The sequence below is a fragment of the Streptomyces dryopteridis genome (genome assembly GCF_049606955.1).
Classification (GTDB): Bacteria; Actinomycetota; Actinomycetes; order Streptomycetales; family Streptomycetaceae; genus Streptomyces.
In genome coordinates this window covers 654957-674830 of the sequence record NZ_CP187114.1, presented here as the reverse complement: position 1 = coordinate 674830, position 19874 = coordinate 654957, and the positions used below count along the sequence as shown (strand labels likewise).

Genomic DNA, 19874 nt, shown 5'->3' with positions numbered 1-19874 from the left:
GCCAACGCCAACGCCGCGCCCGCCGTCCTGGAACTCTCCGGCGTGGCCCGCACCGTGCCCGTCAAGAACCGGCGCCGCACCATCCTCAAGGACGTCGACCAGCGCTTCGAGGCCGGCCGCATGTACGCCATCGTCGGCCCCTCGGGCTCCGGCAAGACCACCCTCCTCTCCATCGCCTCCGGCCTCGACTCGCCCTCCGCCGGCACCGTCCGCTTCAACGGGCGGGACATCACCGAGATCGGCCTCGGCCGCTACCGCAACCGGCACGCCGCCACCGTCTTCCAGTCCTTCAACCTCATCACCTACATGACCGCCGTGCAGAACATCACGTCCGCCATGGAGATCACCGGGGTCAAGGCCAATGCCCGGGCACGCAGACGACGCGCCGTGCAACTCCTGGAACTCCTCGGCGTGGAGAAGACCGAACACCACCGCCGGACCCTCCAGCTCTCCGGCGGCCAACAGCAACGGGTGGCCATCGCCCGCGCCCTGGCCTGCGAGGTCGACGTGCTCTTCGCCGACGAACCCACCGGCGCCCTCGACCACGACACGGCCGAGTCCATCGTCGGGGTCTTCCGCCGCCTCGCCCACGAAGAGGGCAAGTGCGTCGTCCTCGTCACCCACTCCCGGGACGTCGCCCGCGCCTGCGACGAAGTCCTGCAACTCAAACGCGGGCGCCTCGTGGCCGCGTGAACACGGGGAGCGGACGCGCCGGAGCCGTCGGGACGGGCCGGACCGGCGCCGGACGCCGGCACCTCGACGCCGCCCTCGGCGTCTCCTTCCGCGCGTTCCGCTCCCACCACGCGGCGCTCTACCGCCGCTACGCCACCCTCCGGCTGGGCGATCCCGAGGCGGGACGGTCGGCGGTCGCCGCCGTCTTCGCCTCCCTCGGCGAGCAGTGGGCCGCCCTCCTGGCCGGACCCGAGCCCACGCGGGCCGCCTGGCGCGAGTTCTCCGCCCGGCTGCGCACCTGGCCCGACCGCCCCGACTCGCCCTTGGACGGGCTGCCCGCGGACCGGGTCGACGCCTTCCTGCTGCGCCACCGCCTCGGCCTGCCCGCGGACACCGCCGCCGAGGTCATGGGCGTGGACCCGGCGAGGTTCGCGGCCCTGTGCCGCGCCCCGACCCCCACCCGATGAGCCGCCCGCCCCGCCGGGCGGTCCGCCGCAGCCGGTGAGCCCGGTGGCGCAGTTCGGCCGCCAGATCGCGCCGGTGCCCGGGGTCCCGCTTCCGCGCCGGGTCCGACAACAGGCCGCCGATCACCGCCTCGTTGTGGTCGAGGTGCCCGCGCCATTCGTCCAGTGTCGTGTGGTGGCGCGGGTCGGTGCGCAGGCGGTCGAGTTCGGCCCGCACCACCGCCAGGTCCCGGTGCACCTCGCGGCGCAGCGCGTGCGCGGCGTACGGGACGCGCCCGGCGTTCTCGGCGTTCTCGGTGTTCTCGGCGAGCAGGTCCAGGTAGTCGGCGGTCCGCTCGTGCGCGCGGGCCAGGTGCCGGGCGAGCCGGGCCCGGGTGTTCTCCGGCCACAGCAGGTACCCGACGAACACGGCGACCGCCGCGCCCACCAGGGTGTCCACGAGCCGTGCCTCCGGCACCGAGGCGCCGGCCATTCCGAGGGGATCGGCCAACAGCAGCATCACCGGGGTCAGGAAGAAGGTCTGGAAGAGGTAGGTGCGGCGCGCGTACGCCTGGAGCAGCCCGGTGAGCAGCACCAGGGCGGCGATCCGGGGCCATCCGGCGGGCAGCACGACGATCAGCAGCAGCCCGAGCGCCACGCCGGCGAGGGTCCCCAGCAGCCGGGTGACCAGCCGCGCCGGCACCGTCCCCAGCCCCGGCCGGACCAGCAGCGCGACCGTGAGCACCACCCAACCCGAGCGCGGCAGCCCGCCGAAGGAGGCCACGGCCTGCGCGACCGTCACGCAGGCGGTGAGCCGCAACGCGAAGGCCCAGGTGTCGGGGTCGCGCAGGCGCCCGCCCAGGGTCCCGGGGATCCGGCGGTGCGGCGGCACCCAGGCCGGCAGCCGCGCGGCGCGGGGCCCGGCCCCGTGCGTCGGCAGGCCCGCCTCCACCACCGCCTCGTGCAGGGCGCGCGGTCCCGGCTCCACCGGCACGGCCGGCAGCGGGTGCGGGGCGGTCGGCGAGAGAGACCCGGGATCGGCGTTCGCCTCCAGGTGCGCGGCGATGTCCCGCAGCCGCGTCCCGTACTCGACGGGCACGGGCCCGCCGTTCCGTCGGGCCCCCGGGAGGGCGGCGATGACCTCGACCAGGGCGTCGAGCGCCGCGCACAGCCGCGCCGTGGTCCCGCCGGGGCGCGGCGGGCCGAGCAGGCGTCCCACGAGGGCCTCCCAGGCGCCGTCCATCGCGAGGGTCACCGCGTGCCGCGCGCTCCCGCCCCCGCCCCCGCCGCCGCCCGGACCGGCCGGGCCCCCGGGGGTGTCCGCGAGGTCGGCGACGGCCCGGAACGCGGCCGCCACGGCCGCCCGCCGGTCCCGCCCGGCCCGTGCGATCCCCGCCCCCACCGACCACAGACCCAGGGGCAGGCCGCCGAGCAGGAACAGCAGCGGGGTCTGCCACCAGGGGGCGCCGGAGGGCAGGCCGATGCCCATGGCGGTCGCCAACAGCCACACCAACGTGGCCGTGTTCCCCACCTTCCCGGTCGTCGACAGGACCCCGGACACCAGGGCCGTGACGGCCAGCAGCACCACCTGGGCCCAGGGCCGCCCGGCGGTCGCGTGCCCGAGGGCGAGTCCGAGGGCGCCGCCCACCTGGGGCAGGGCCAGCATCTGCGCCCGGGTCCGCCACGGGGCGCCGCTGTCGTCCACGGCCGCGCCGTACGCGCCCAGGGCCGCGGCCGCGCCGAGGGCCGGTGCGCCGCAGAGCTGCCCCAGCACCAGGGGCACGCCGATCCCTACCGCGCCCCGGGCCACCAGGGCCCGGTCGACGGGGACGGGGCGGACGGCGAGGATCTCGCGCCACCAGCGGGCGGGGCGTGTCATCGCGGGCACCGGGTCGCGGGTGCGGGATCGTGTCGGGGCGGGCGCGGGTGGGTGCGCGAGGGGATCACGGGGCTACTCCTGTGCGGCGGAGCGAGCGGGGAGCGCGATCGGACGGGAGGCCCGTTCGGCCCCGGTGTGCTCGGTGGTGGCGGTGCGCGGGCGTGGGCCCGGGCACGCCGGTGGGGGTGGGGGCCGCACGGCCCCCACCCCCATCTATACCAGATTCAGACCAGATGGGGACGTCTGGTCACGTGGTGCGGCCCGCGTTCATCAGGCCGAGGATGCGGCCGCGCGCCGAGACCACCACCGCGCCGACGACGATCGCGAGCACGGCCTCGGCGAGTACCACGGGGGTGGTGTCCAGGTGGGCGCCCGCCTGCACCAGCAGGGCGGCGGCGCAGTCGCCGGCGGTGACGGCGAGGAACCACAGACCCATCAGCAGGCTCGCGTACTTCGCGGGTGCCGTGCGGGAGGTCATGGCCAGGCCGACGGGGGACAGGCACAGCTCGCCGACACACTGGATCAGGTAGATCCCGATCAGCCACAGCGGGCTGACCCGCACCCCGTCGCCCGCGGTGGCCATCGGGACGGCGAAGACGAGGAAGGAGGCGCCGATCAGGACCAGGCCGATCGCGAACTTGACCACCACGCTCGGCTCCTTGCGCCGGCGCGCCAGCGCGGGCCAGATCGCGGCGAAGAGCGGCGCGGTCAGCAGCACCCAGAAGCTGTTCGCGGACTGGAACCAGGAGGTGGGGAACTCGAAGCCGAAGAGGTGGTTGTCGGTGTGCGTGGCGCCGAAGATCGCCATGGTGGACGCGCCCTGGTCGTAGATCATCCAGAACACCACGGCGGCGGTGAACAGACGGATGTAGGCGCCGACCCGGGAGCGTTCGGGGGCGGTCAGCTCGGGGTCGCGGCGGATCCGCAGCAGCACGACGAAGGGGATGGAGAAGCCGGCGACGGCCAGCGGGACCAGGCCCCAGGCCAGCGTCAGGTGCCCGGACAGGGTCAGGGTCAGGTAGCAGACGGCGAGGACGCCGGCGACGAGGAGGCCGCGGCGCAGGGTGCGGGACAGTTCGCCGGCGGCGAGCGGCTTGGGCACCACGGAGCTGATCGGGGACAGGTTGCGGGTGCCGAGCAGGAAGATGCCCAGTCCGACGGCCATGCCCGCGGCGGCCAGGGCGAAGCCCAGGTGCCAGGAGACCTGCTGGCCGATGGTGCCGATCACCAGGGGCGCGATCATGCCGCCGAGGTTGATGCCCATGTAGAAGACGGTGAACCCGCCGTCGCGGCGCCGGTCGTCGTGGGCGTCGTAGAGGTGGCCGACCATCGTGGAGATGTTGGCCTTGAGCAGGCCCGAGCCGAGGGCCACGCAGAGCAGGCCGACGAAGAAGTTCGGCACGCCGGGCAGCGCCAGCAGCACGTGCCCGGTGATCATCACGCAGGCGGCGACGGTGACCGTGCGGCGCGGGCCCCAGACGCGGTCGCCGAGCCAGCCGCCGACCACGCACGGCAGGTAGACCATCGCGAGGTAGAGGGAGGTGATGGCCAGCGCGGTCGGGGCGGTCATGGCCAGGCCGCCGCCCTGCGAACCTGCCGCCGCCGCCGGCCCGCCCGCGATCAGGTAGAGGGGCAGCAGGGCGCGCATGCCGTAGAAGCTGAAGCGTTCCCACATCTCGGTGAGGAAGAGTGTGGCAAGACCACGGGGGTGGCCGAAGAAGGTCTTCGGCGTCGGGGCGGACGGGTGGGGGCCGGCCGGACGGACCGCGGTGGGTGCCATGAAGAGGGAACCTCGCAAGATCGGGTCGCACGGCGGGGGGAGCGAGCGGTCGAGGGGCGTCACGCGCAGGGGGGCGGGACGGCGCTCGGGGCGGGCTCGGCGCTGGGCCCGGGGGTCGCGAAGCCGTCGTGCGACGACGGATTCCCTCATCATCCGCCCGCGCCTTCCCCGCCGGGCAGGGCCTTGCGTCCGGGGTCCTTCGGGCCCTCGGCCCGGCGGGCACGGGACCCGGAGTCGGCCGAAAGTACGGCTTTCCGAGGCCCGCGCCGAGTGCTTCGCCGACCGTTCGGCGCACTGGACGACGCGATGAACATGCAGGTCAGAGGTGGTGTGCGGGAGGACTTCAGGGGTCGGCGGCGCCGTTCGCGACGTGCGACCGGCGGGTGGCCCACTGGTCTGCATCTGGTTTAGCGTGGGTACGGTGCCCGTGTTCCCCCGGGCCTTCCCGGGCCCTTCGGGCGGGGCGTCGCGTCGACCCCGACGCGCTCCGTGCCCCCCGTGCCCCCCGTGCCCCACGGCGTGCGGCCCCCCGCCCGCCCCGATCCGCAGGAGGCGTCGTGACGGTCCCCGCCGAACCCCTCCCGACGGACTGTCCGCACTGTGTCACCCTCACGCGCACGCTGCGCGCGTCCCCTCTTTTCCCGGCCCCGACGGTCCCCGCCGCGCACGCCGTTCCGGTCGGGCCCTCCTTCGAGGACCACCTCGCCTACAGCGCGCTGTTCCGGCTGGCCGCGCACGTGGTCGACGCGCACCCCGGACGCCTTCCCGAGGGCTTCGCCCGCTGCCCGGCCTGCGCGATGTCACGCGACACGGACTTCCCCGTCGAGGCGTGGGGGCACGTGATCCGGACCCAGCTCCTGCACCGGGCCGTGCACCTGATCGCCGAATCCCTCCGTCGGGGCTGAGGTGCCGGGCCCGGAGCGGTGAGGCGCGCCGGGCGCGCTCAACGCGCAAACTGGTCTATATCTGGCATATCCTGGGATGGGGTGCGCCCCCGCCCGTGATCCGTGAAGGAGCTCCCGTGTCCGCAGTGCCCACCACCCCAGACGCCGTGCCCGCACCCGGAGCGGACTCCCTGGCCACGGCCCGCGCCCGCAGCGCCGAACTCGAACGACGGATCGCCGCCGACCCGAGCGGGTTCCGGATCCTCACCGGCGACCGCCCCACCGGCCCGCTGCACCTGGGCCACTGGTTCGGCACCCTGCGCGAACGCGTCCGGCTCCAGGACGCCGGGGTGGAGACCTTCGTGCTCGTCGCCGACTACCAGGTGCTCACCGACCGCGACGTGGCCGAGAGGCTCGACGAACACGTGGCCTCCCTCGTCCTCGACTACCTGGCCGCCGGCATCGACCCCACCCGCAGCGTGATCTTCCGGCACAGCGCCGTCCCCGCGCTCAACCAACTGATGCTGCCCTTCCTGTCCCTGGTGTCCGTGGCCGAACTCGGCCGCAACCCCACGGTCAAGGACGAGATCGCCCACTCCCGCCAGTCCGCCGTCTCCGGCCTCATGTTCACCTACCCCGTGCACCAGGCCGCCGACATCCTCTTCTGCCGCGCCAACCTCGTCCCCGTCGGCCAGGACCAGCTGCCGCACCTCGAACTCACCCGCACCATCGCCCGCCGCTTCACCGAACGCTACGGCCCCGTCTTCCCCGAGCCCGACGCCCTCCTCTCCCGGGCGCCGCTGCTGCTCGGCACCGACGGCGGCAAGATGAGCAAGTCCCGGGGCAACGCCATCGCCCTGTCCGCGACCGCCGACGAGACCGCCCGGCTCCTCAAGGGCGCGCGCACCGACGCCGAACGCCACATCACCTACGACCCCGTCCGCCGCCCCGAGGTCTCCTCCCTCGTGCTCCTCGCCGCGCTCTGCCAGGACCGCGACCCGGGCGAGGTCGCCGAGGAGATCGGCGACGGCGGGGCCGCGCTGCTCAAGAAGACCGTCACCGAGGCCGTCAACGAACACCTCGCCCCGCTCCGCGCCCGCCGCGCCGAACTCGCCGGCGACCCCGGCCACGTCCGCGACGTGCTGCGCACCGGCAACGAACGCGCCGCGGAGATCGCCCAGGACACCCTCACCCGCGTCCGGACGGCCATGGGCATGCTCGACTGACCTCGACCGACCCACGCGGGTGCGCGGGTCCCGGCCTCGAGAGGAGGAGGCCGGGGCCCGCGCGTTCCCCGCCGGCGTGCGGGTTCGCGTCCTACACGCCGGTCTTCTCCTCCACTCCGTGCGGAGTGGTCTCCTCGGCCTCGGCCGGCGGCGCGGTGGTCTCGACGAGGGTCTCCTTCACGGCGAGGGCGGCGAGGAGGCCGACGACCAGGAGGACGGGCACGACCCACAGGGTGTGCTGGAGGGAGCCGAGGTTCGTGGCGTCGGTGCCCATCCAGTTGGGGAGGGCCATCATGATGCCGCCGCCGATGAAGCAGGCCGCGTTGACGATGGCGGCGGAGGTGCCGATGAGCCGCCCGGGGACGGACTCGCCGCCGATGGTGAAGCCCAGCATGTGCGAGGCGGCGGTGAAGCCCATGAGCAGCATCCAGAGGACGGCGGTGACGCTGGTGCCGGGGAAGAAGATCAGGCCCGTGGTGGCGATGACCTGGCCGACCGCGCCCCAGATCGCGGCCGGCTTGCGGCCGGTGCGGTTGGCGATGGCCTGGAAGGCGGGGGAGCCGACGGCCATGCCGATCCAGGCGGCGCCGGTGGCGAGGGCGGCCGCGCCGGCGGTGGAACCGGAGGCCGTGATGACCAGCGGGCCCCAGATGATGGCCATGGCGAGCATCGCGCCCATCAGCATGAACGCGAACAGGGACGCCAGCACCACCTGCGTGTTGGTCAGGCCCTCCTTGACGTCGGAGAGCACGGCCGGGACCAGGGCGCGACGCGGCTCGTCCGGGACCGCCTCGTCCTCGGGGGTGTGCGGGTTGCGCACGAACAGGAGCGCCACCACGGCCAGGGCGATGCCGACGACGGCGTAGCCGGTCATCATCGTGCGCCAGCTCATGAGCGACAGCAGCCAGTTGATGAACGGTTGGTTCACGGCCGAGCCGATGGCGCACACCATTTGCAGCAGGCCGAACATGAGGCCGAACTTGGCCCCGCCGAACCACTTGCCGCCGAGGTAGCCCGTGCCGACGAAGCCGAAGGAGGCGCCGACGGCCATGACGATCTGCGCGGCGGCGAGCATCGGGAACCCGCCCGCGAAGGCCATCAGGAAGGTGCCGGCGGTGACGAGGGCGACGGCGACGGCCATCAGGGGCCGGGTGCCGAAGCGGTCGATCAGGGCGCCGGAGAAGAACTGCGCGATGGAGAACGCGAAGGTGTAGACGGAGGCGCAGAGGGTGGCCTGCGCGAGCAGCATCCCGGTGTCCTCGACGATGGCCTGCTGGATCAGGCCGTAACCCGTCTGGATGTTGAAGAGCCACACCACGAAGAGGGTGGAGAGGACCCAGACGAACCACGCCTGGCTTCCTCCGAGCTTGGAGTACGTCTTGTTCATGACAGCGGAACTTCCTGGCGGTGAATGAGGGGGCGGTCGTCGTCGGCGGCGGTGTGGGCGCCGCCGATCGCCGGGGCGGGGGAGCGGACACGGGGGTCCGTGCCCCGCCCCGGGGCCGGTGGGCGCGGATCGACAGGGGCGACCGGTCCGCGCGGCCCGCGAGCCCCCGTCCGGACGGGGGCGGGGAACGGCGACGTGGGGGCGGCGCCGTCGGCCGGCTCCGCGAGCGGTCCGGAACGGGAAGGGGTCCGCCGGACCGCGCGGGGGAGGGCCGCTCGCGAGGGCGGGTCAGGCGCGCTCGTACGCCTTCTTGCCCGCCACGTAGGTGGCCTTCACGCAGCGGTCGTCACCCATGACGCCGAGCAGGAAGAGCACGTCCTCGATGTCCTTCGAACGGCTCATCCGGAAGTCCATGATCGGGGTGGCGCGCGGGTCGAGGACCACGATGTCGGCCTCGTGACCCGGGGTCAGGGTGCCGACCTTGTCCTCGATGTCGAGGGAGCGGGCCGAGCCGAGGGTCGCGAGGAAGAAGCTGTTCACGCCCTCCAGCGGGTGGTTGCGCAACTGGGCGACCTTGTACGCCTCGTTCATCGTCTGGAGCATCGAGAAGCTCGTGCCGCCGCCCACGTCCGTGCCGAGACCCACGTGCACGGGGCGGCTCGGGTCCTTGGCCTCGCGCAGCGGGAACAGCCCGGAGCCGAGGAACAGGTTCGAGGTCGGGCAGTGCGCGATGGCCGCCTCCCGCTCGTGCAGCAGCCGCATGTCCCGTTCCTCCATGTGCACCCCGTGCGCGAACAGGGCGCGCCGGCCGACCAGCCCGTAGTGGTCGTACACGTGGAGGTAGCCCGGGTGCTCCGGGTACAGCTCCTTCACCCACGCCAACTCCCCCACGTTCTCCATCAGGTGGGAGTGCAGGTGGACCTCCGGGTGCTCCTTCCACAGCGTTGCCGCGGCCTCCAGTTGTTCCGGGGTGGAGGTGGGGGCGAAACGGGGGGTAATGGCGTACTGCTGGCGGCCGCGGCCGTTCCACTTCTCCAGGAGGGCCTTGGACTCGTCGTAGGAGGACTGGGCGGTGTCCAGGAGGCCGTCGGGGGCGTTGCGGTCCATCATGACCTTGCCCGCGATCATCCGCATATTGCGGCGCTCGGTCTCCTCGAACAACGCGTCCACCGTGTCCGGGTAGACGGCCGCGAACGTGAAACCGGTGGTCGTGCCGTTGCGGACCAGCTGGTCGCAGAACATCGCGGCCATCTCGCGCGCCGCCGACGGGTCCTTGAGCTTCTGCTCCTCGATGAACGTGTAGTTGTTCAACCAGTCGATCAGCTGCTCCCCGTAGGAGCCGATCATGCCGGTCTGCACGTAGTGGATGTGCGAGTCGATGAACCCGGCCGAGATGACGTGGCCCTCGTAGTGCTCGACCTCGACGCCCTCGGGCAGCTTCTCCTTCGTCTCCGACCACGGACCCACCGCCGTGATGATCCCGTCCTCGGCGATCAGCAGACCGTCCTCGTGCGAGACGAACGCCTTCTCCTTGCCGACCAGAAAGGGATCGTCGGTGAAGTGGACGATCGTGCCGCGCAGAGCGGTGACGTGCGCCATTGCAGTGCCTCCGAATGTTCGTTGTGCCCCGACGAGTTCGACGCTAGGGGCGGGCGGGCCGCGAAACAGGGCGCGAACAGGGACGATCGGCCGCGAACGCGGACGGTTCGATCCCCGTCGGTCGTCCCCGATCGACGCGGTCCCGTTCCCGTCCGCCGGGCGTGGCGTCCCCGGAAACACTTTGAGGACCAATGGACGGACTGGTATGACTTTGGTCCCCGCGGCTGGACCGTTGCCGTGGGCCACCATGCTGGTGCGACCGTCCCCAAACGCCGCCCGTTCGATCGCCGCATCGGCGGATCACGCACGGGCGTTGACGAATCTTCGGGCGGACACCACGAGAGAGAGGGACCGGGAGATGCATCTCGCCGGGAAGACCGCCATCGTCACCGGAGCGGCACGGGGCCTGGGCGCGGCCATCGCCGCCCGATTCGCGGCCGAGGGCGCCGACGTCGTCACGGCCGACGTCCTCGACGCGGCCGGGCCGGCCGCGAAGGGCATCGGCCTGCACGTCGTGTGCGACCTGCGCGACGAGGCGCAGGTCGCCGACCTGATGTGCCGCACCGTCGAGGCGTACGGCCGCATCGACGTGCTCGTCAACAACGCCGGGATCGAATTCGCCAAGACCATCCTCGACACCACCGTCGAGGAATGGGACGACCTGATGTCCGTCAACCTGCGCGGGGTCTTCCTCGCCTCCAAGCACGCCATCCCGGTGATGGCGGCCGGCGGGGGCGGCAGCATCGTCAACGTGGCCTCCGAGCTCGCGCTCGTCGCCGACGCGGGCGTGGCCGCCTACTGCGCGTCCAAGGGCGGCGTGGTCCAGCTCACCAAGGCCGTCGCCGTCGACCACGCCCGGGACGGGATCCGGGCCAACGCCCTGTGCCCGGGCCCCATCGACACCGAACTCCTCCGCGTCGTCTTCGCCGCCGCCGAGGATCCCCAAGGGCTGCGGGCCGATTTCGAACGGCGCACCCTGTTGGGCCGTTTGGGCACCGCCGAGGAGGTCGCGGCGGCGGCCCTCTTCCTCGCCTCCGACGAGTCCTCGAACATGACCGGCGCCAACCTCGTCCTCGACGGTGGCTGGACCACCCGCTGACCCCCGGTGGCGCCGCCCGGGGGCCCGACCGTGAACCGGCGGCCGTTCCCCCGGGGCAAGGCGCTGCGCCAGGACCTCGCGATCGCGCTGGCCGTCTGCCTGGTCGCCCGACTGGTGCCCGCGCCGGACGCGCTGGCCACCGGCCTCGTGCGTCCCCCGGCGCTCCAGTACACGTGCGCCGTCCTCGCGTCCTGTGCGTTGGTGTTGCGGCGGACGCGGCCGGAGTTGTGCGTGGTGGTGGCGTTCGCGGCGACGTTCGCGTTGGACACGCGGTACAGCCTGACGGCGGCGGCGTACGCGTTGGGTCGCTACGGTCGGCCGCGGCACCGGTTGTTGATCCTGGGGTTCGTGGCGGGGCTGTATCCGGCGTCGCGGGAGTTGACCGGGACGGTGGAGCCGAGTCACGTGGTGCTGCTGTATTCGACCCTGTTGGAGATCATCAGTCCGGCCGTGCTGGGTGCGCTGCTGGAGCGGCAGGAGCGGTTGCAGGAGGCGTTGAGTCGGCGGCTGGACCAGGCGGAGCACGCGGTGGATCACGCGGTGCGGTTCGCGTTGTTGGAGAGTCGTACGCGGCTTGCGTTCGATCTGCACACCAATGCCGGGCATCGGGCGGCTCTGTTGGTGTTGCAGGCGGGTGGGTTGTTGGTTCGGAAGGACCTGTCGCCGGCGGCGCGGGAGCAGGTGGAGCGGATGGAGGAGAACGCGCTCTGCGTGATGCGGGAGTTGGGTTCGGCGGTGGACATGATCCGGGATCCGTTGGGTCGGGACGTGCGGGGGCGGGGGGTCTCGTGCGCGGACTTCCTGGCGGGTCTGGCCCGCAACCTCGCGGGTGACGGCATGCGCGTCAGCTTCCGCGCCGAAGGACCCGCGAGCACCGGGCCCCTGCCCCCCGAGGCGGACGAACTCCTGCGCCGCACCGTCCGCGAGGGCCTCGCGCACGTGCTGCGGGTGGCCCCCCGGGCCGCGGTCGAGATGGCCCTGCGCACCGACCCGGGCCACGTGACCCTGGAGATCCTGCACCGCCACCAGGACGCCGTCCCGCGCCCGTGCGCCCTCGCCGGCGGCCACGGCTTCGAGTTCCTCGCCCTCCAGGACGAGGTCACGGCGGCCGGCGGCACCTCGTGGGCCGGTCCGCACGGCGCGGCCGACTTCCTCCTGCGCGTGGACCTGCCCCGGGGCCCGCACCTCGAACCGGGGATCGTCCCACCCCAGCGGCCCCACTCGCCCCACCCGTCCCACTCGTCCCGTCCGTGCGATCCCCCGACCCGTGAACAGGAGCCCTCGTGAGCACCTCCCCGCCTCCCCCGCCCCGCCCCGATCCGCCCCAGGCGCCGCCGACGCCCCCGCCCGAGGCGGAGAGCTTCTCCGTGGTCATCGCCGACGACCACGCCCTGATCCGGTCCGGGATGCGGGTGCTCCTCGACGCCGAGGACTCCCTGGAGGTGGTCGGGGAGGCGGAGAACGGCGCCGAGGCCCTCACCCTGGTCACCACCCACAGACCCGACGTGGTCCTCATGGACCTGCACATGCCCGAGATGGACGGCATCGAGGCCACCCGCCGCATGATGCGGCTGCCCAACCCGCCCCGCGTCCTGATCCTCACCTCCGTCCCCACCGACGACCGCGTCGTCGAAGCCCTCGAAGCCGGCGCCGCCGGCTTCATCCTCAAGGACCTCCGCTCCCAAGAGCTGCTCTCCGCCCTCCTCGCCGTCGCCCGCGGCGTCCCCGTCCTCGCCCCCTCCGCGATGGGCGGCCTCCTGCGCCGCGCCTCCGTCGGGCACGATGCCCTGCCGGGTCCGGGCGGCGCGGAACTGCGGCGCCGGTTCGGCACGTTGAACGAGAGCGAGCGGCGGGTGCTGGACCTGTTGGGGCAGGGCATGCCCAATGCCGCGATCGCCGCCCGGCTGCACCTGTCGGAGGCGAGTGTGAAGACCTACGTCTCCCGGGGTATCTCCAAACTCGGCCTGACCAACCGGATCCAGGCCGCCCTCGTCGCGCACGACCTCGCGAGGACCTCCGTGGGCGCGACGGAGGGGCGGTGATCCCGGTGTCGGATCGCGACGGCCCCGGGGACGGGCCCCGGTACGAGCGGATCGCCACGGACGTGCTGCGCCGGATGGCCGCGCGCGGCGGCCCGGCCCGGGGTCGTGTGCCCGCCCCCACGACCATCGCCCGCGAGTACGGGGTGAGCGTCACCACCGCCCGGTTCGTGTGCCGGGCGGCCCGCACCCGGCTGCGCGTCGGCAACGCGCCCTTGCGCAGCGCGGCCCCCGCCGTCCGTCCCGCGCCCGCCGCCCGAGGGGACCTGCGGTCGGAGGAGATCGCGTCGGACCTGTGGCGGCGGGTGGAGAGCGGCGAACTGCGCGGGATGTTCCCCTCGCAGTTGAGCCTGGCCGCCCACTACCGCGTTCCCCGCAGCCGCGTCCGCAAGGCGCTGCGCGGTCTGATCGACGAGGGGCGGGCGGTGGACCACGGCACGGGCGGGGTGCGGATCCTGAGACCGCTCCCGCCCCTGTCCCCGCCGCCGCCTTCCGCGTCCCCGGCCTCCTCGGCGGACTGACGGGGGCCGCCCGGGTCCCGGGTCGGGTCAGGGCAGGTGGAGGAGGGCCAGGGCCCCGCCCTCGGGCGGGTTCGCGAACTCCAGTCGGGCGCCGATCACGGCGGCCTGGCCGGTCGCGATGGTCAGGCCCAGGCCGTGGCCGCCGCCGCGGTCGGGGGTGCCGGTGCGGAACCGTCGCGGGCCCTCGGCCGTGAGGGTGGCGGGGAAGCCGGGGCCGCGGTCGCGCACGGACACGGTCCGATCCTCGATCCGCACCTCCACGGGGCCCCGGCCGTGCCGATGGGCGTTGGACACCAGGTTCGCCAGGACGCGTTCGAGCCGGCGGGGGTCGGTCTCGACCACGGCCGGGTCGTGGACGCGGAGTTCCACCTCGTGCCCGGTGCGGCGCAGGATGCTCCGGACCAGCGGTTCCAGCGGGCAGGGGGCGTACTGCGGCCGTTCGGTGCCGGAGTCGAGGCGGGAGACCTCCAGCAGTTCCTCGACCAGGGCGTGCAGGGTTCCGGCGCGTTCCCGGACGTGTCCGCTGGTCTCGGAGTCCGGCAGCAGTTCGGCGGCGGTGATCAGGCCCGTCAGCGGGGTGCGCAGTTCGTGGGCCACGTCGGCGGTGAACCGCTGTTCGGCGTCGAGCCGGTGCTGGAGGGAGCCGGCCATGGAGTCGACGGCGGTGGAGATCTCCGCGATCTCGTCGCCGGGGCGGTCGGGGGTGTCGATGCGGGCGTCCAGGTCGCCGTCCGCGATCCGCCGGGCGGTGCCGGCGGCGTGACGCAGGCGCCGTCCGAGCCGGTCGGCGTGGAGGACGGCGGGCGGCAGGACGGCGGCCACGGCGAGCAGCCCGGCCAGGCCCATGCTCGCGTCGAGTCGCGCGAGGCTGCGCAGGTCCCCCCGGAAGTCGATCTCCACGGACAGCACGTGCCCGCCGACGGGGCGCGCGGCGAACACCGCCGGGCCCTGCCGGCCGGTGTCGTAGGCGGTGCCGGCGTGGCCGCTCGTGACCAGGGCGCGCAGCGCCGACGGCAGGATCGGGGAGTCGAGTTCGGCGCCCGAGCCGTGCGCCTCGCCGGTGGCCAGGTAGGTGGTCAGGGACAGGTCCAGTTGACGCTGGGCGTTGTCGCGGGCCTGCCCCAGGGCGTGCGCCTCGGTGGTCTCGTGCACCAGGACGCCGATCGCGGCGGCGACCGCGCAGACCGCCACCGCGATCAGGACGGCGACCCGCCACCGCAGGGACCGCCACCACCGGGCCGGGCCGGCGCCGGTCATCGGCGCAGCTTGTAGCCGAAGCCGCGGACCGTCTCGATGCGCTCGGCCCCGATCTTGGTCCGGAGGCGCTGCACGTGCAGGTCCACGAGCCGGCTGTCGCCGTCCCAGTCGTAGTCCCACACGTTGCGCAGCAGCGTCTGTCGCTCCAGGACGATGCCGGCGTTCGCCACGAATTCGAGGAGCAGCCGCAGTTCCGTCGGGGTCAGCGAGACCGGTTCCCCGGCCCGCCGGATCTCCAGGCCCTCGGTGTCCACGGACAGGTCGCCGAAGACGAGTTCGCCGGGCGGGTCCCCGGCCGGCGACGCGTCCTCGGGCGGGAGCGCGGTGAGGCTCGCCCGACGCAGCAGGGACCGGATCCGGGCCACCAGGACCGGGCTCTGGAGCGGTTTGACCACATAGTCGTCCGCGCCGGCCTCCAACCCGGCCACCACGTCGAGGGCGTCGCCCCGGGCCGACAACATCAGGATCGGCACGAGGCTGAACTCCCGGACCCGCCGGCACAGTCCGATGCCGTCGAGCTCGGGCAGCATCACGTCCAGCAGCAGCAGGTCCGGCGCGTCGTCGCGGACCCGTTCCAGGCCGGTCAGGCCGTCCCCGGCGACGAGCACCTCGTAGCCGTAGCGGGCCAGCGCGATGCGCAGGGTGTCACGGATCACCTCGTCGTCCTCGACGAGCAGCAGACGGGTCATGGGCGGATCCTCGGGTCCTTCGGTCGGGGGGGGTGAGGGCGGGCGGGGTCGGTCAGCCGGCGCGGGCCGGGGCCAGCACGTGACCGTTCCACCGGAACCGCACCGTCGAGACCCTGGCGCCCTCGGCCTCGCCGATCACCAGCTCGCGGCCGGCCGCCGAGGCCGTCAGACCGGGCTGTCCCACGTAGTCCAGGATCCGGACCACCGAGCCGTCGGAGACCGTGTACACCCACAGCCAGGTGCGGCCTTCGTCGTCGAAGGCGAGCACGAGTTCGGGGACGCCGCGGCCGGTCAGATCGGCGAAGGCGGGCGGGAGCAGCCGGCAGCGGCTCCCCGGGCAGCGGTCCAGTCCGTTCTTCACGGAGCCGGGGACCCCTGGGTCCGCGCGCAGCAGCAGGGCCGGGGACACGCCGCGCAGGCCGTTCGCGGGCAGGTCCACATCGGGCAGGGCGCGGGGGGCCGGCGGGTCCGCGGGCAGGGTGGGCGGCGTCCGCCCCGGCCACAGGGGGGTCGCGGCGACCGGGGCCGACACCGAGGGGGCGGGGCCCCCGTCCCAGGTGGCCGGGGCCCGGGAGCAGCCGACCGGGCCGAGCCCGAGGAGCAGCGCGCACCCCAGGGCACGTCGGAAGGCGCGGCGCGCGGGGGCGGGTTCAGCCACCCTTCGCGCTCTGCGGCGGCCACCGGAGAAGATCCGGCCATATCGTCACACAAGGTCTCATGTCACCCGACCCTACAGCTCGGCCGGGGACCCCGTGACCAGGGCGGGCCAGGCCGAACCGCCGGCCGCGCGCGGACAGGAGCGGGGTCGACGGGACGCCGTCGTGGCGCCGCCGGTGCCCGTCCGGCGGCATCGGGTCGCGCGCCGTCGGCACGGGGCGCAGACCCAACCCGCAGGAACCGCCCGCCTCCTGACGCCCCGCGCCGAGACCGTCCGCGACCCGAGCGAGCGGACGCGAAACGCGGGCGCCGGCCGGTGGGGCGCGCTTCGCCACGAGGGCGGGCCGGCGGGCCGTGTGACGGCGCGCCGGCAGGGCACCCGGGCAGCGGACCGTGCCCACCAACGGGCCGAGCCGGTCAGCGGGAGCCCGAAGGGAGCGCACGCAGGGGCCCCGCACGGCCCGTGGCCCGGCCTGTGGCCCGGCCTGTGGCCCGGCCCGGGGGTGGGGCGCTTGTCGCGGGGTGTTCGTGTGGTGGTGTGGGTGTTGGTGTCGGGGGGCTGCGGTGTTCGCGTGGTGCGGGGCTTTGGTGGGTCCCGGGCGCTCTTCGGGTGGCGCTCGATCCCGGTCCGGTTGGGGTCGCCGCTGTTGCTGCCGGCTGTTGTCGGGTTCGTCCGTGCCCGTCCCGTGTGCATCCCCCGCGACACGCCGGCGCGGGGTGCGTGCCGGGCCTCGGGCGCGTTCGGCGGTCAGGTCCTGGTGAAGGCCCTGCGCCAGCCTGCCGGGTTGGCGGTGAAGCCGTCGAAGGAGGCCAGGGCGATCGCGGCCCGCAGGGCGTGCGGCGGCGGGAGGTGGTGCAGGACGACGGGCACCACGTCGGCGGCGTCCGCGACCTCGGCGAGGTCGGCGTCGAGGGTGAGCAGGACGCAGTCGCCGGGGCGGGCGTCGAGGCTTCCGGTCGCGCGTTGGAAGGATCCGGGGGCGCCGTCGATGGTGAGGGCCGGGGCGCGCGGGCCGGGCGGGTCGGGCGCGCCGTCGCGGTCGGCGTGGGGGTCGGCGTCGGCCCCGGGGTCCGGGGTGACGGCGATCCAGGCGTGCTCCTCCGTCAGGGAACGCAGGGCCTCGCGACCGGCCGGGGTGTGGCACGGGAACGTGCGGGTGTCGATGAAGATGGTGTCGAAGCGAACCATCGGATCCGGCGTCATGGGATACCTCCGTGTCCAGCCCCCCGAGGTTTGTTCTTTTGAGTACAAACTAGCGGCAAGGGAGAATCGTGCGCAACAACCCAGGGGAGTCGTCCGCGTCACGTCTGCTCGACGTCGTGCACCGGGACGGCCCCCTGTCCCGGGCGGAGGCCACCCGACGGGCCGGCCTGGCACGCAGCGCCGCCGGCGCGGCGGTGGAGAGCCTGACGGCCGCCGGACTGATCCGCGCGGGCGAACGGGCGCCCCTGGGCAGCGCGGGCGGCCGTCCCTCGGTGGTGCTGGAGATCGCCGACGGCGGCCCGTTCACCGTGGCGGTCAAGGTCGAACCGGACGGACTGCGGATCGCCGCCTACGCCCTGGGCGGTCGCGCCCTGCGCGCCGAGCACCACGCGGCGGACCTCGTCGGCCTCCCCCCGGAGCGACTCCTCGCGCTCCTCGCCGAACGCACGGCGCACACGGCCGGACCGGCGGCCGGGAACTGCGTCGGGGTGGCCGTGGCCTACCCCGGCATGCTCGACGAGACCACCGGCACCGTGCTGACCTCCCTGGTCCTGGACCGGCCCGGCCCCGCCCCCCTCGCCGAACCCCTGCGCGAGCTGCTGGCCCGCACGGCGCCGGACCTCGGTCGACGGGCCGGCGGCCCCTTCGCCTGCCTGACCCGCGACGCCACGGCCACCGCCCTCGGCGAGTACCGCGCCAAGGGCTCCGGCCCCGGCACCCTCCTCGTCGTCAGCGGCGAACGCCACGGCCTGGGGGCCGCGTTGGTCGGCTCGCCCGACCGCGCGCAGGCCCTGGAGATCGGCCACCTGAGCGTGGATCCCGTCGGCCTCCCTTGTCCCTGCGGGTTCCGCGGCTGCCTGGAACGCTACGTCGGGGGCCCGGCCCTGCTGGCCGCGCTCGGGTTCGACCCGAGCGCGCCCCTGACGCCCGAAGCGCTGCGCGCCGCTCCCCCGGAGCGGGTCGACGAGTCCGCCGACCGGCTGGGCACCGCCCTGACCGGCGTGGTCAACACCCTCGGCCCCGACGAGGTGGTCCTCACCGGCATGCTCGCCACCCTCGCCGCCGCCCGACCCGAGCGGATGACCGCCGCGTTGGACGCCTCCGTCGTCGCGCGCGCCCGGGGCGTGCGCTGGAGCGCGGGCACGACCCCCGACGCCTGCCTGCTCGGCGCGGCCGACCTCGCCTTCCGTCCCTTCCTGAGCAATCCGAGCCCCTGGACCAGAGGCGACTGACCGCCCCCCCGCGCGGGCTCAGCGGCCCCGCGACGCGGCCGGGCCCGAGGCGCTCGGCGTGCTCGGCTCTCCCGACGCGCTCGGCCCCTGCGGACGGGCGGCCGAGGGCAGGGCCCACAGGTGGTCCGGGGTGGCGATCCGGGTGATCGCCGCCGCGATCCGCGTGCTGAGGCTGCCGCCCTTGTCGGTGTCCGAGTTCACGATCACCACCAGGGTCGCGTTCCGCTCGGGCAGCCGGGCCGCGACGGTCTCGTACCCGGGCAGTTCGCCGTTGTGCCCGAGCCACCCGTTCACCGACGCGATGCCCAGCCCGTAGGCCACCCCCGGCACGCCCACCGGCCGCACCCGCAGCCGCTCGGCCTGGGTCCCGGGCGACAGCAGCCGGTCACCGTTCGGGAGGACCCCGCCGACGAGGGTTCCCACCCAGGAGCGGAGGTCGGCCAGGGTGGAGGTCATGGCCCCGGCCGCCCACGCCCAGGACGGGTTCCAGTGCGCGGAGTCCACGACCTTCCCGTCCGGGGAGAACGTGGTGTAGCCGTGCGCGTACGGGGCGGGGATCGCCGCGTCGGTGGGCAGGGCGGTGTTCCGCAGCCCGGCCGGTCCCAGCACCTCCGCCCGCAGCTCCTCGCTCAGGCCGCGTCCCGTGACCCGCTCCACGACGAGCCCGAGCAGCACGATGTTCGTGTTGGAGTACTCCCACTTCGCGTCGGGCGCGAAGTTCGGCGGGTGCGCGAAGGCCACGTCCAGCAGCCGTCGGGGGGTCCACGGGCTGTCGGGGTCGGCGCGCAGGGCCTTCAACCAGCCGGGGTCCTGCGCGTAGTCGTAGAGCCCGCTGCGCATCTCGGCGAGCTCCCGCAGCGTGATCCGCTCCCCGCCCGGCACCCCGTCCACGTACCGCGAGACGGGATCGTCGAGGCCCACGCGCCCGGCGTCCACGAGCCGGAGCAGGGCGGTGACCGTGAAGGTCTTGGTGACGCTGCCGATCCGGGTGTGCAGGTCCGTCCTCATCGGCGCGCGGTCGGAGGTGTCGGCGGTGCCGAAGGCCCGTGTCCAGCCGGGGCCGCCGTCGATCCACAGCCCGGCGATCACGCCGGGGATCTCCGCCGCGCGCATCGCGTCGCGGACGGCGGCGTCGAGCCGCGCGGCGCCGGCCGGGTCGATCCCCGAGGAGGCGACGCCCGCCGCGACGCCCGCGCGGGGCTCGGGCGCGGCGCCGGCCGGGCCGGCGGGTCCGAGCAGGACCGTGCCGAGCAGCAGCGGGCCGGCGGCGAGCAGGGTGGTGGTGCGGCGCCTTCGCATGGCGTCA

At 74.3% G+C, this 19874-nt stretch carries 18 protein-coding genes; 9 read left to right on the top strand and 9 right to left on the bottom strand.

The annotated features are described in order from the left end of the window. Positions 1 to 27 precede the first annotated feature (27 nt). Together ACN20G_RS29435 and ACN20G_RS29430 are read left to right on the top strand one after the other, a co-directional pair. Positions 28 to 693 carry an ABC transporter ATP-binding protein gene (locus ACN20G_RS29435; protein WP_424217387.1) on the top strand — a complete coding sequence of 222 codons (666 nt, stop codon included), beginning with the start codon at positions 28 to 30 and terminating at the stop codon, positions 691 to 693. After that, positions 690 to 1139 carry a hypothetical protein gene (locus ACN20G_RS29430; RefSeq protein ID WP_424216268.1) on the top strand — a complete coding sequence of 150 codons (450 nt, stop codon included), beginning with the start codon at positions 690 to 692 and terminating at the stop codon, positions 1137 to 1139. The genes ACN20G_RS29435 and ACN20G_RS29430 overlap by 4 nt, the downstream gene beginning before the upstream one ends. Here the strand turns inward: ACN20G_RS29430 and ACN20G_RS29425 are convergent. Continuing rightward, a complete protein-coding gene (locus ACN20G_RS29425; RefSeq protein WP_424216267.1) occupies positions 1078 to 2994 on the bottom strand; it encodes an FUSC family protein in 1917 nt (638 codons plus the stop codon). The two genes, ACN20G_RS29430 and ACN20G_RS29425, sit on opposite strands and share 62 nt — an antisense overlap. Before the next feature lie 247 nt (positions 2995 to 3241). Further along, positions 3242 to 4774, bottom strand: coding sequence for a peptide MFS transporter (locus tag ACN20G_RS29420; protein ID WP_424216266.1), 1533 nt, complete (start codon positions 4772 to 4774; stop codon positions 3242 to 3244). Between the two features lie 557 nt (positions 4775 to 5331). On the opposite strand from ACN20G_RS29420, the gene ACN20G_RS29415 reads away from it, so the two are divergent. Then, on the top strand, positions 5332 to 5679 hold the full coding sequence (locus ACN20G_RS29415; protein WP_424216265.1) for a hypothetical protein: 348 nt from the start codon (positions 5332 to 5334) through the stop codon (positions 5677 to 5679). Positions 5680 to 5804: 125 nt separating this feature from the next. Then, complete coding sequence (gene trpS, locus ACN20G_RS29410; RefSeq protein WP_424217386.1) at positions 5805 to 6884, top strand: tryptophan--tRNA ligase; 1080 nt, start codon at positions 5805 to 5807, stop codon at positions 6882 to 6884. 91 nt (positions 6885 to 6975) lie between these two features. On the opposite strand, the gene ACN20G_RS29405 is transcribed toward trpS, so the two are convergent. Together ACN20G_RS29405 and guaD are read right to left on the bottom strand one after the other, a co-directional pair. Next, on the bottom strand, positions 6976 to 8271 hold the full coding sequence (locus ACN20G_RS29405; RefSeq protein ID WP_424216264.1) for an MFS transporter: 1296 nt from the start codon (positions 8269 to 8271) through the stop codon (positions 6976 to 6978). Between the two features lie 288 nt (positions 8272 to 8559). Continuing rightward, positions 8560 to 9870: a guanine deaminase gene (gene guaD, locus ACN20G_RS29400; RefSeq protein ID WP_424216263.1), complete on the bottom strand. Its 1311-nt coding sequence runs from the start codon at positions 9868 to 9870 to the stop codon at positions 8560 to 8562. A 358-nt stretch (positions 9871 to 10228) separates the two neighbouring features. On the opposite strand from guaD, the gene ACN20G_RS29395 reads away from it, so the two are divergent. From ACN20G_RS29395 to ACN20G_RS29380, 4 genes are read left to right on the top strand one after another with little or no spacing between them, the layout of a single operon-like run. Then, a complete protein-coding gene (locus tag ACN20G_RS29395; RefSeq protein WP_424216262.1) occupies positions 10229 to 10969 on the top strand; it encodes an SDR family NAD(P)-dependent oxidoreductase in 741 nt (246 codons plus the stop codon). Positions 10970 to 10999: 30 nt separating this feature from the next. After that, positions 11000 to 12256, top strand: coding sequence for a sensor histidine kinase (locus ACN20G_RS29390; protein ID WP_424216261.1), 1257 nt, complete (start codon positions 11000 to 11002; stop codon positions 12254 to 12256). Further along, entirely contained in the window at positions 12253 to 13011 is a 759-nt protein-coding gene (locus tag ACN20G_RS29385; protein WP_424216260.1) for a response regulator transcription factor, read from the top strand. Before ACN20G_RS29390 ends, ACN20G_RS29385 begins: the two co-directional genes overlap by 4 nt. A 5-nt stretch (positions 13012 to 13016) precedes the next feature. Beyond that, entirely contained in the window at positions 13017 to 13529 is a 513-nt protein-coding gene (locus ACN20G_RS29380; RefSeq protein ID WP_424216259.1) for a hypothetical protein, read from the top strand. Between the two features lie 27 nt (positions 13530 to 13556). Here ACN20G_RS29380 and ACN20G_RS29375 read toward each other — a convergent pair whose 3' ends face one another. From ACN20G_RS29375 to ACN20G_RS29360, 4 genes are all read right to left on the bottom strand, one after another. Then, complete coding sequence (locus tag ACN20G_RS29375; RefSeq protein WP_424216258.1) at positions 13557 to 14786, bottom strand: ATP-binding protein; 1230 nt, start codon at positions 14784 to 14786, stop codon at positions 13557 to 13559. Further along, entirely contained in the window at positions 14783 to 15475 is a 693-nt protein-coding gene (gene cseB / locus ACN20G_RS29370) for a two-component system response regulator CseB (RefSeq protein ID WP_424216257.1), read from the bottom strand. The genes ACN20G_RS29375 and cseB overlap by 4 nt, the downstream gene beginning before the upstream one ends. A gap of 52 nt (positions 15476 to 15527) precedes the next feature. Beyond that, a complete protein-coding gene (locus ACN20G_RS29365; protein ID WP_424216256.1) occupies positions 15528 to 16133 on the bottom strand; it encodes a hypothetical protein in 606 nt (201 codons plus the stop codon). A 747-nt stretch (positions 16134 to 16880) separates the two neighbouring features. Continuing rightward, a complete protein-coding gene (locus ACN20G_RS29360) occupies positions 16881 to 17336 on the bottom strand; it encodes a hypothetical protein (RefSeq protein WP_424216255.1) in 456 nt (151 codons plus the stop codon). A gap of 68 nt (positions 17337 to 17404) precedes the next feature. Between ACN20G_RS29360 and ACN20G_RS29355 the strand changes: the two genes are divergently transcribed. Further along, positions 17405 to 18568, top strand: a complete 1164-nt coding sequence (locus ACN20G_RS29355) for an ROK family transcriptional regulator (RefSeq protein WP_424216254.1) — start codon at positions 17405 to 17407, stop codon at positions 18566 to 18568. 18 nt (positions 18569 to 18586) lie between these two features. Here ACN20G_RS29355 and ACN20G_RS29350 read toward each other — a convergent pair whose 3' ends face one another. Beyond that, positions 18587 to 19867: a serine hydrolase domain-containing protein gene (locus ACN20G_RS29350; RefSeq protein ID WP_424216253.1), complete on the bottom strand. Its 1281-nt coding sequence runs from the start codon at positions 19865 to 19867 to the stop codon at positions 18587 to 18589. Between the last annotated feature and the right edge of the window lie 7 nt (positions 19868 to 19874).

What these genes read in the sequence shown, in the direction of transcription:
- ACN20G_RS29360 (WP_424216255.1), bottom strand. Translation starts at nt 17,336, where the DNA reads ATGACGCCGGATCCGATGGTTCGCTTCGACACCATCTTCATCGACACC.
- ACN20G_RS29395 (WP_424216262.1), top strand. Translation starts at nt 10,229, where the DNA reads ATGCATCTCGCCGGGAAGACCGCCATCGTCACCGGAGCGGCACGGGGC.
- guaD (WP_424216263.1), bottom strand. Translation starts at nt 9,870, where the DNA reads ATGGCGCACGTCACCGCTCTGCGCGGCACGATCGTCCACTTCACCGAC.
- cseB (WP_424216257.1), bottom strand. Translation starts at nt 15,475, where the DNA reads ATGACCCGTCTGCTGCTCGTCGAGGACGACGAGGTGATCCGTGACACC.
- ACN20G_RS29425 (WP_424216267.1), bottom strand. Translation starts at nt 2,994, where the DNA reads ATGACACGCCCCGCCCGCTGGTGGCGCGAGATCCTCGCCGTCCGCCCC.
- ACN20G_RS29350 (WP_424216253.1), bottom strand. Translation starts at nt 19,867, where the DNA reads ATGCGAAGGCGCCGCACCACCACCCTGCTCGCCGCCGGCCCGCTGCTG.
- ACN20G_RS29420 (WP_424216266.1), bottom strand. Translation starts at nt 4,774, where the DNA reads ATGGCACCCACCGCGGTCCGTCCGGCCGGCCCCCACCCGTCCGCCCCG.
- ACN20G_RS29375 (WP_424216258.1), bottom strand. Translation starts at nt 14,786, where the DNA reads ATGACCGGCGCCGGCCCGGCCCGGTGGTGGCGGTCCCTGCGGTGGCGG.
- ACN20G_RS29405 (WP_424216264.1), bottom strand. Translation starts at nt 8,271, where the DNA reads ATGAACAAGACGTACTCCAAGCTCGGAGGAAGCCAGGCGTGGTTCGTC.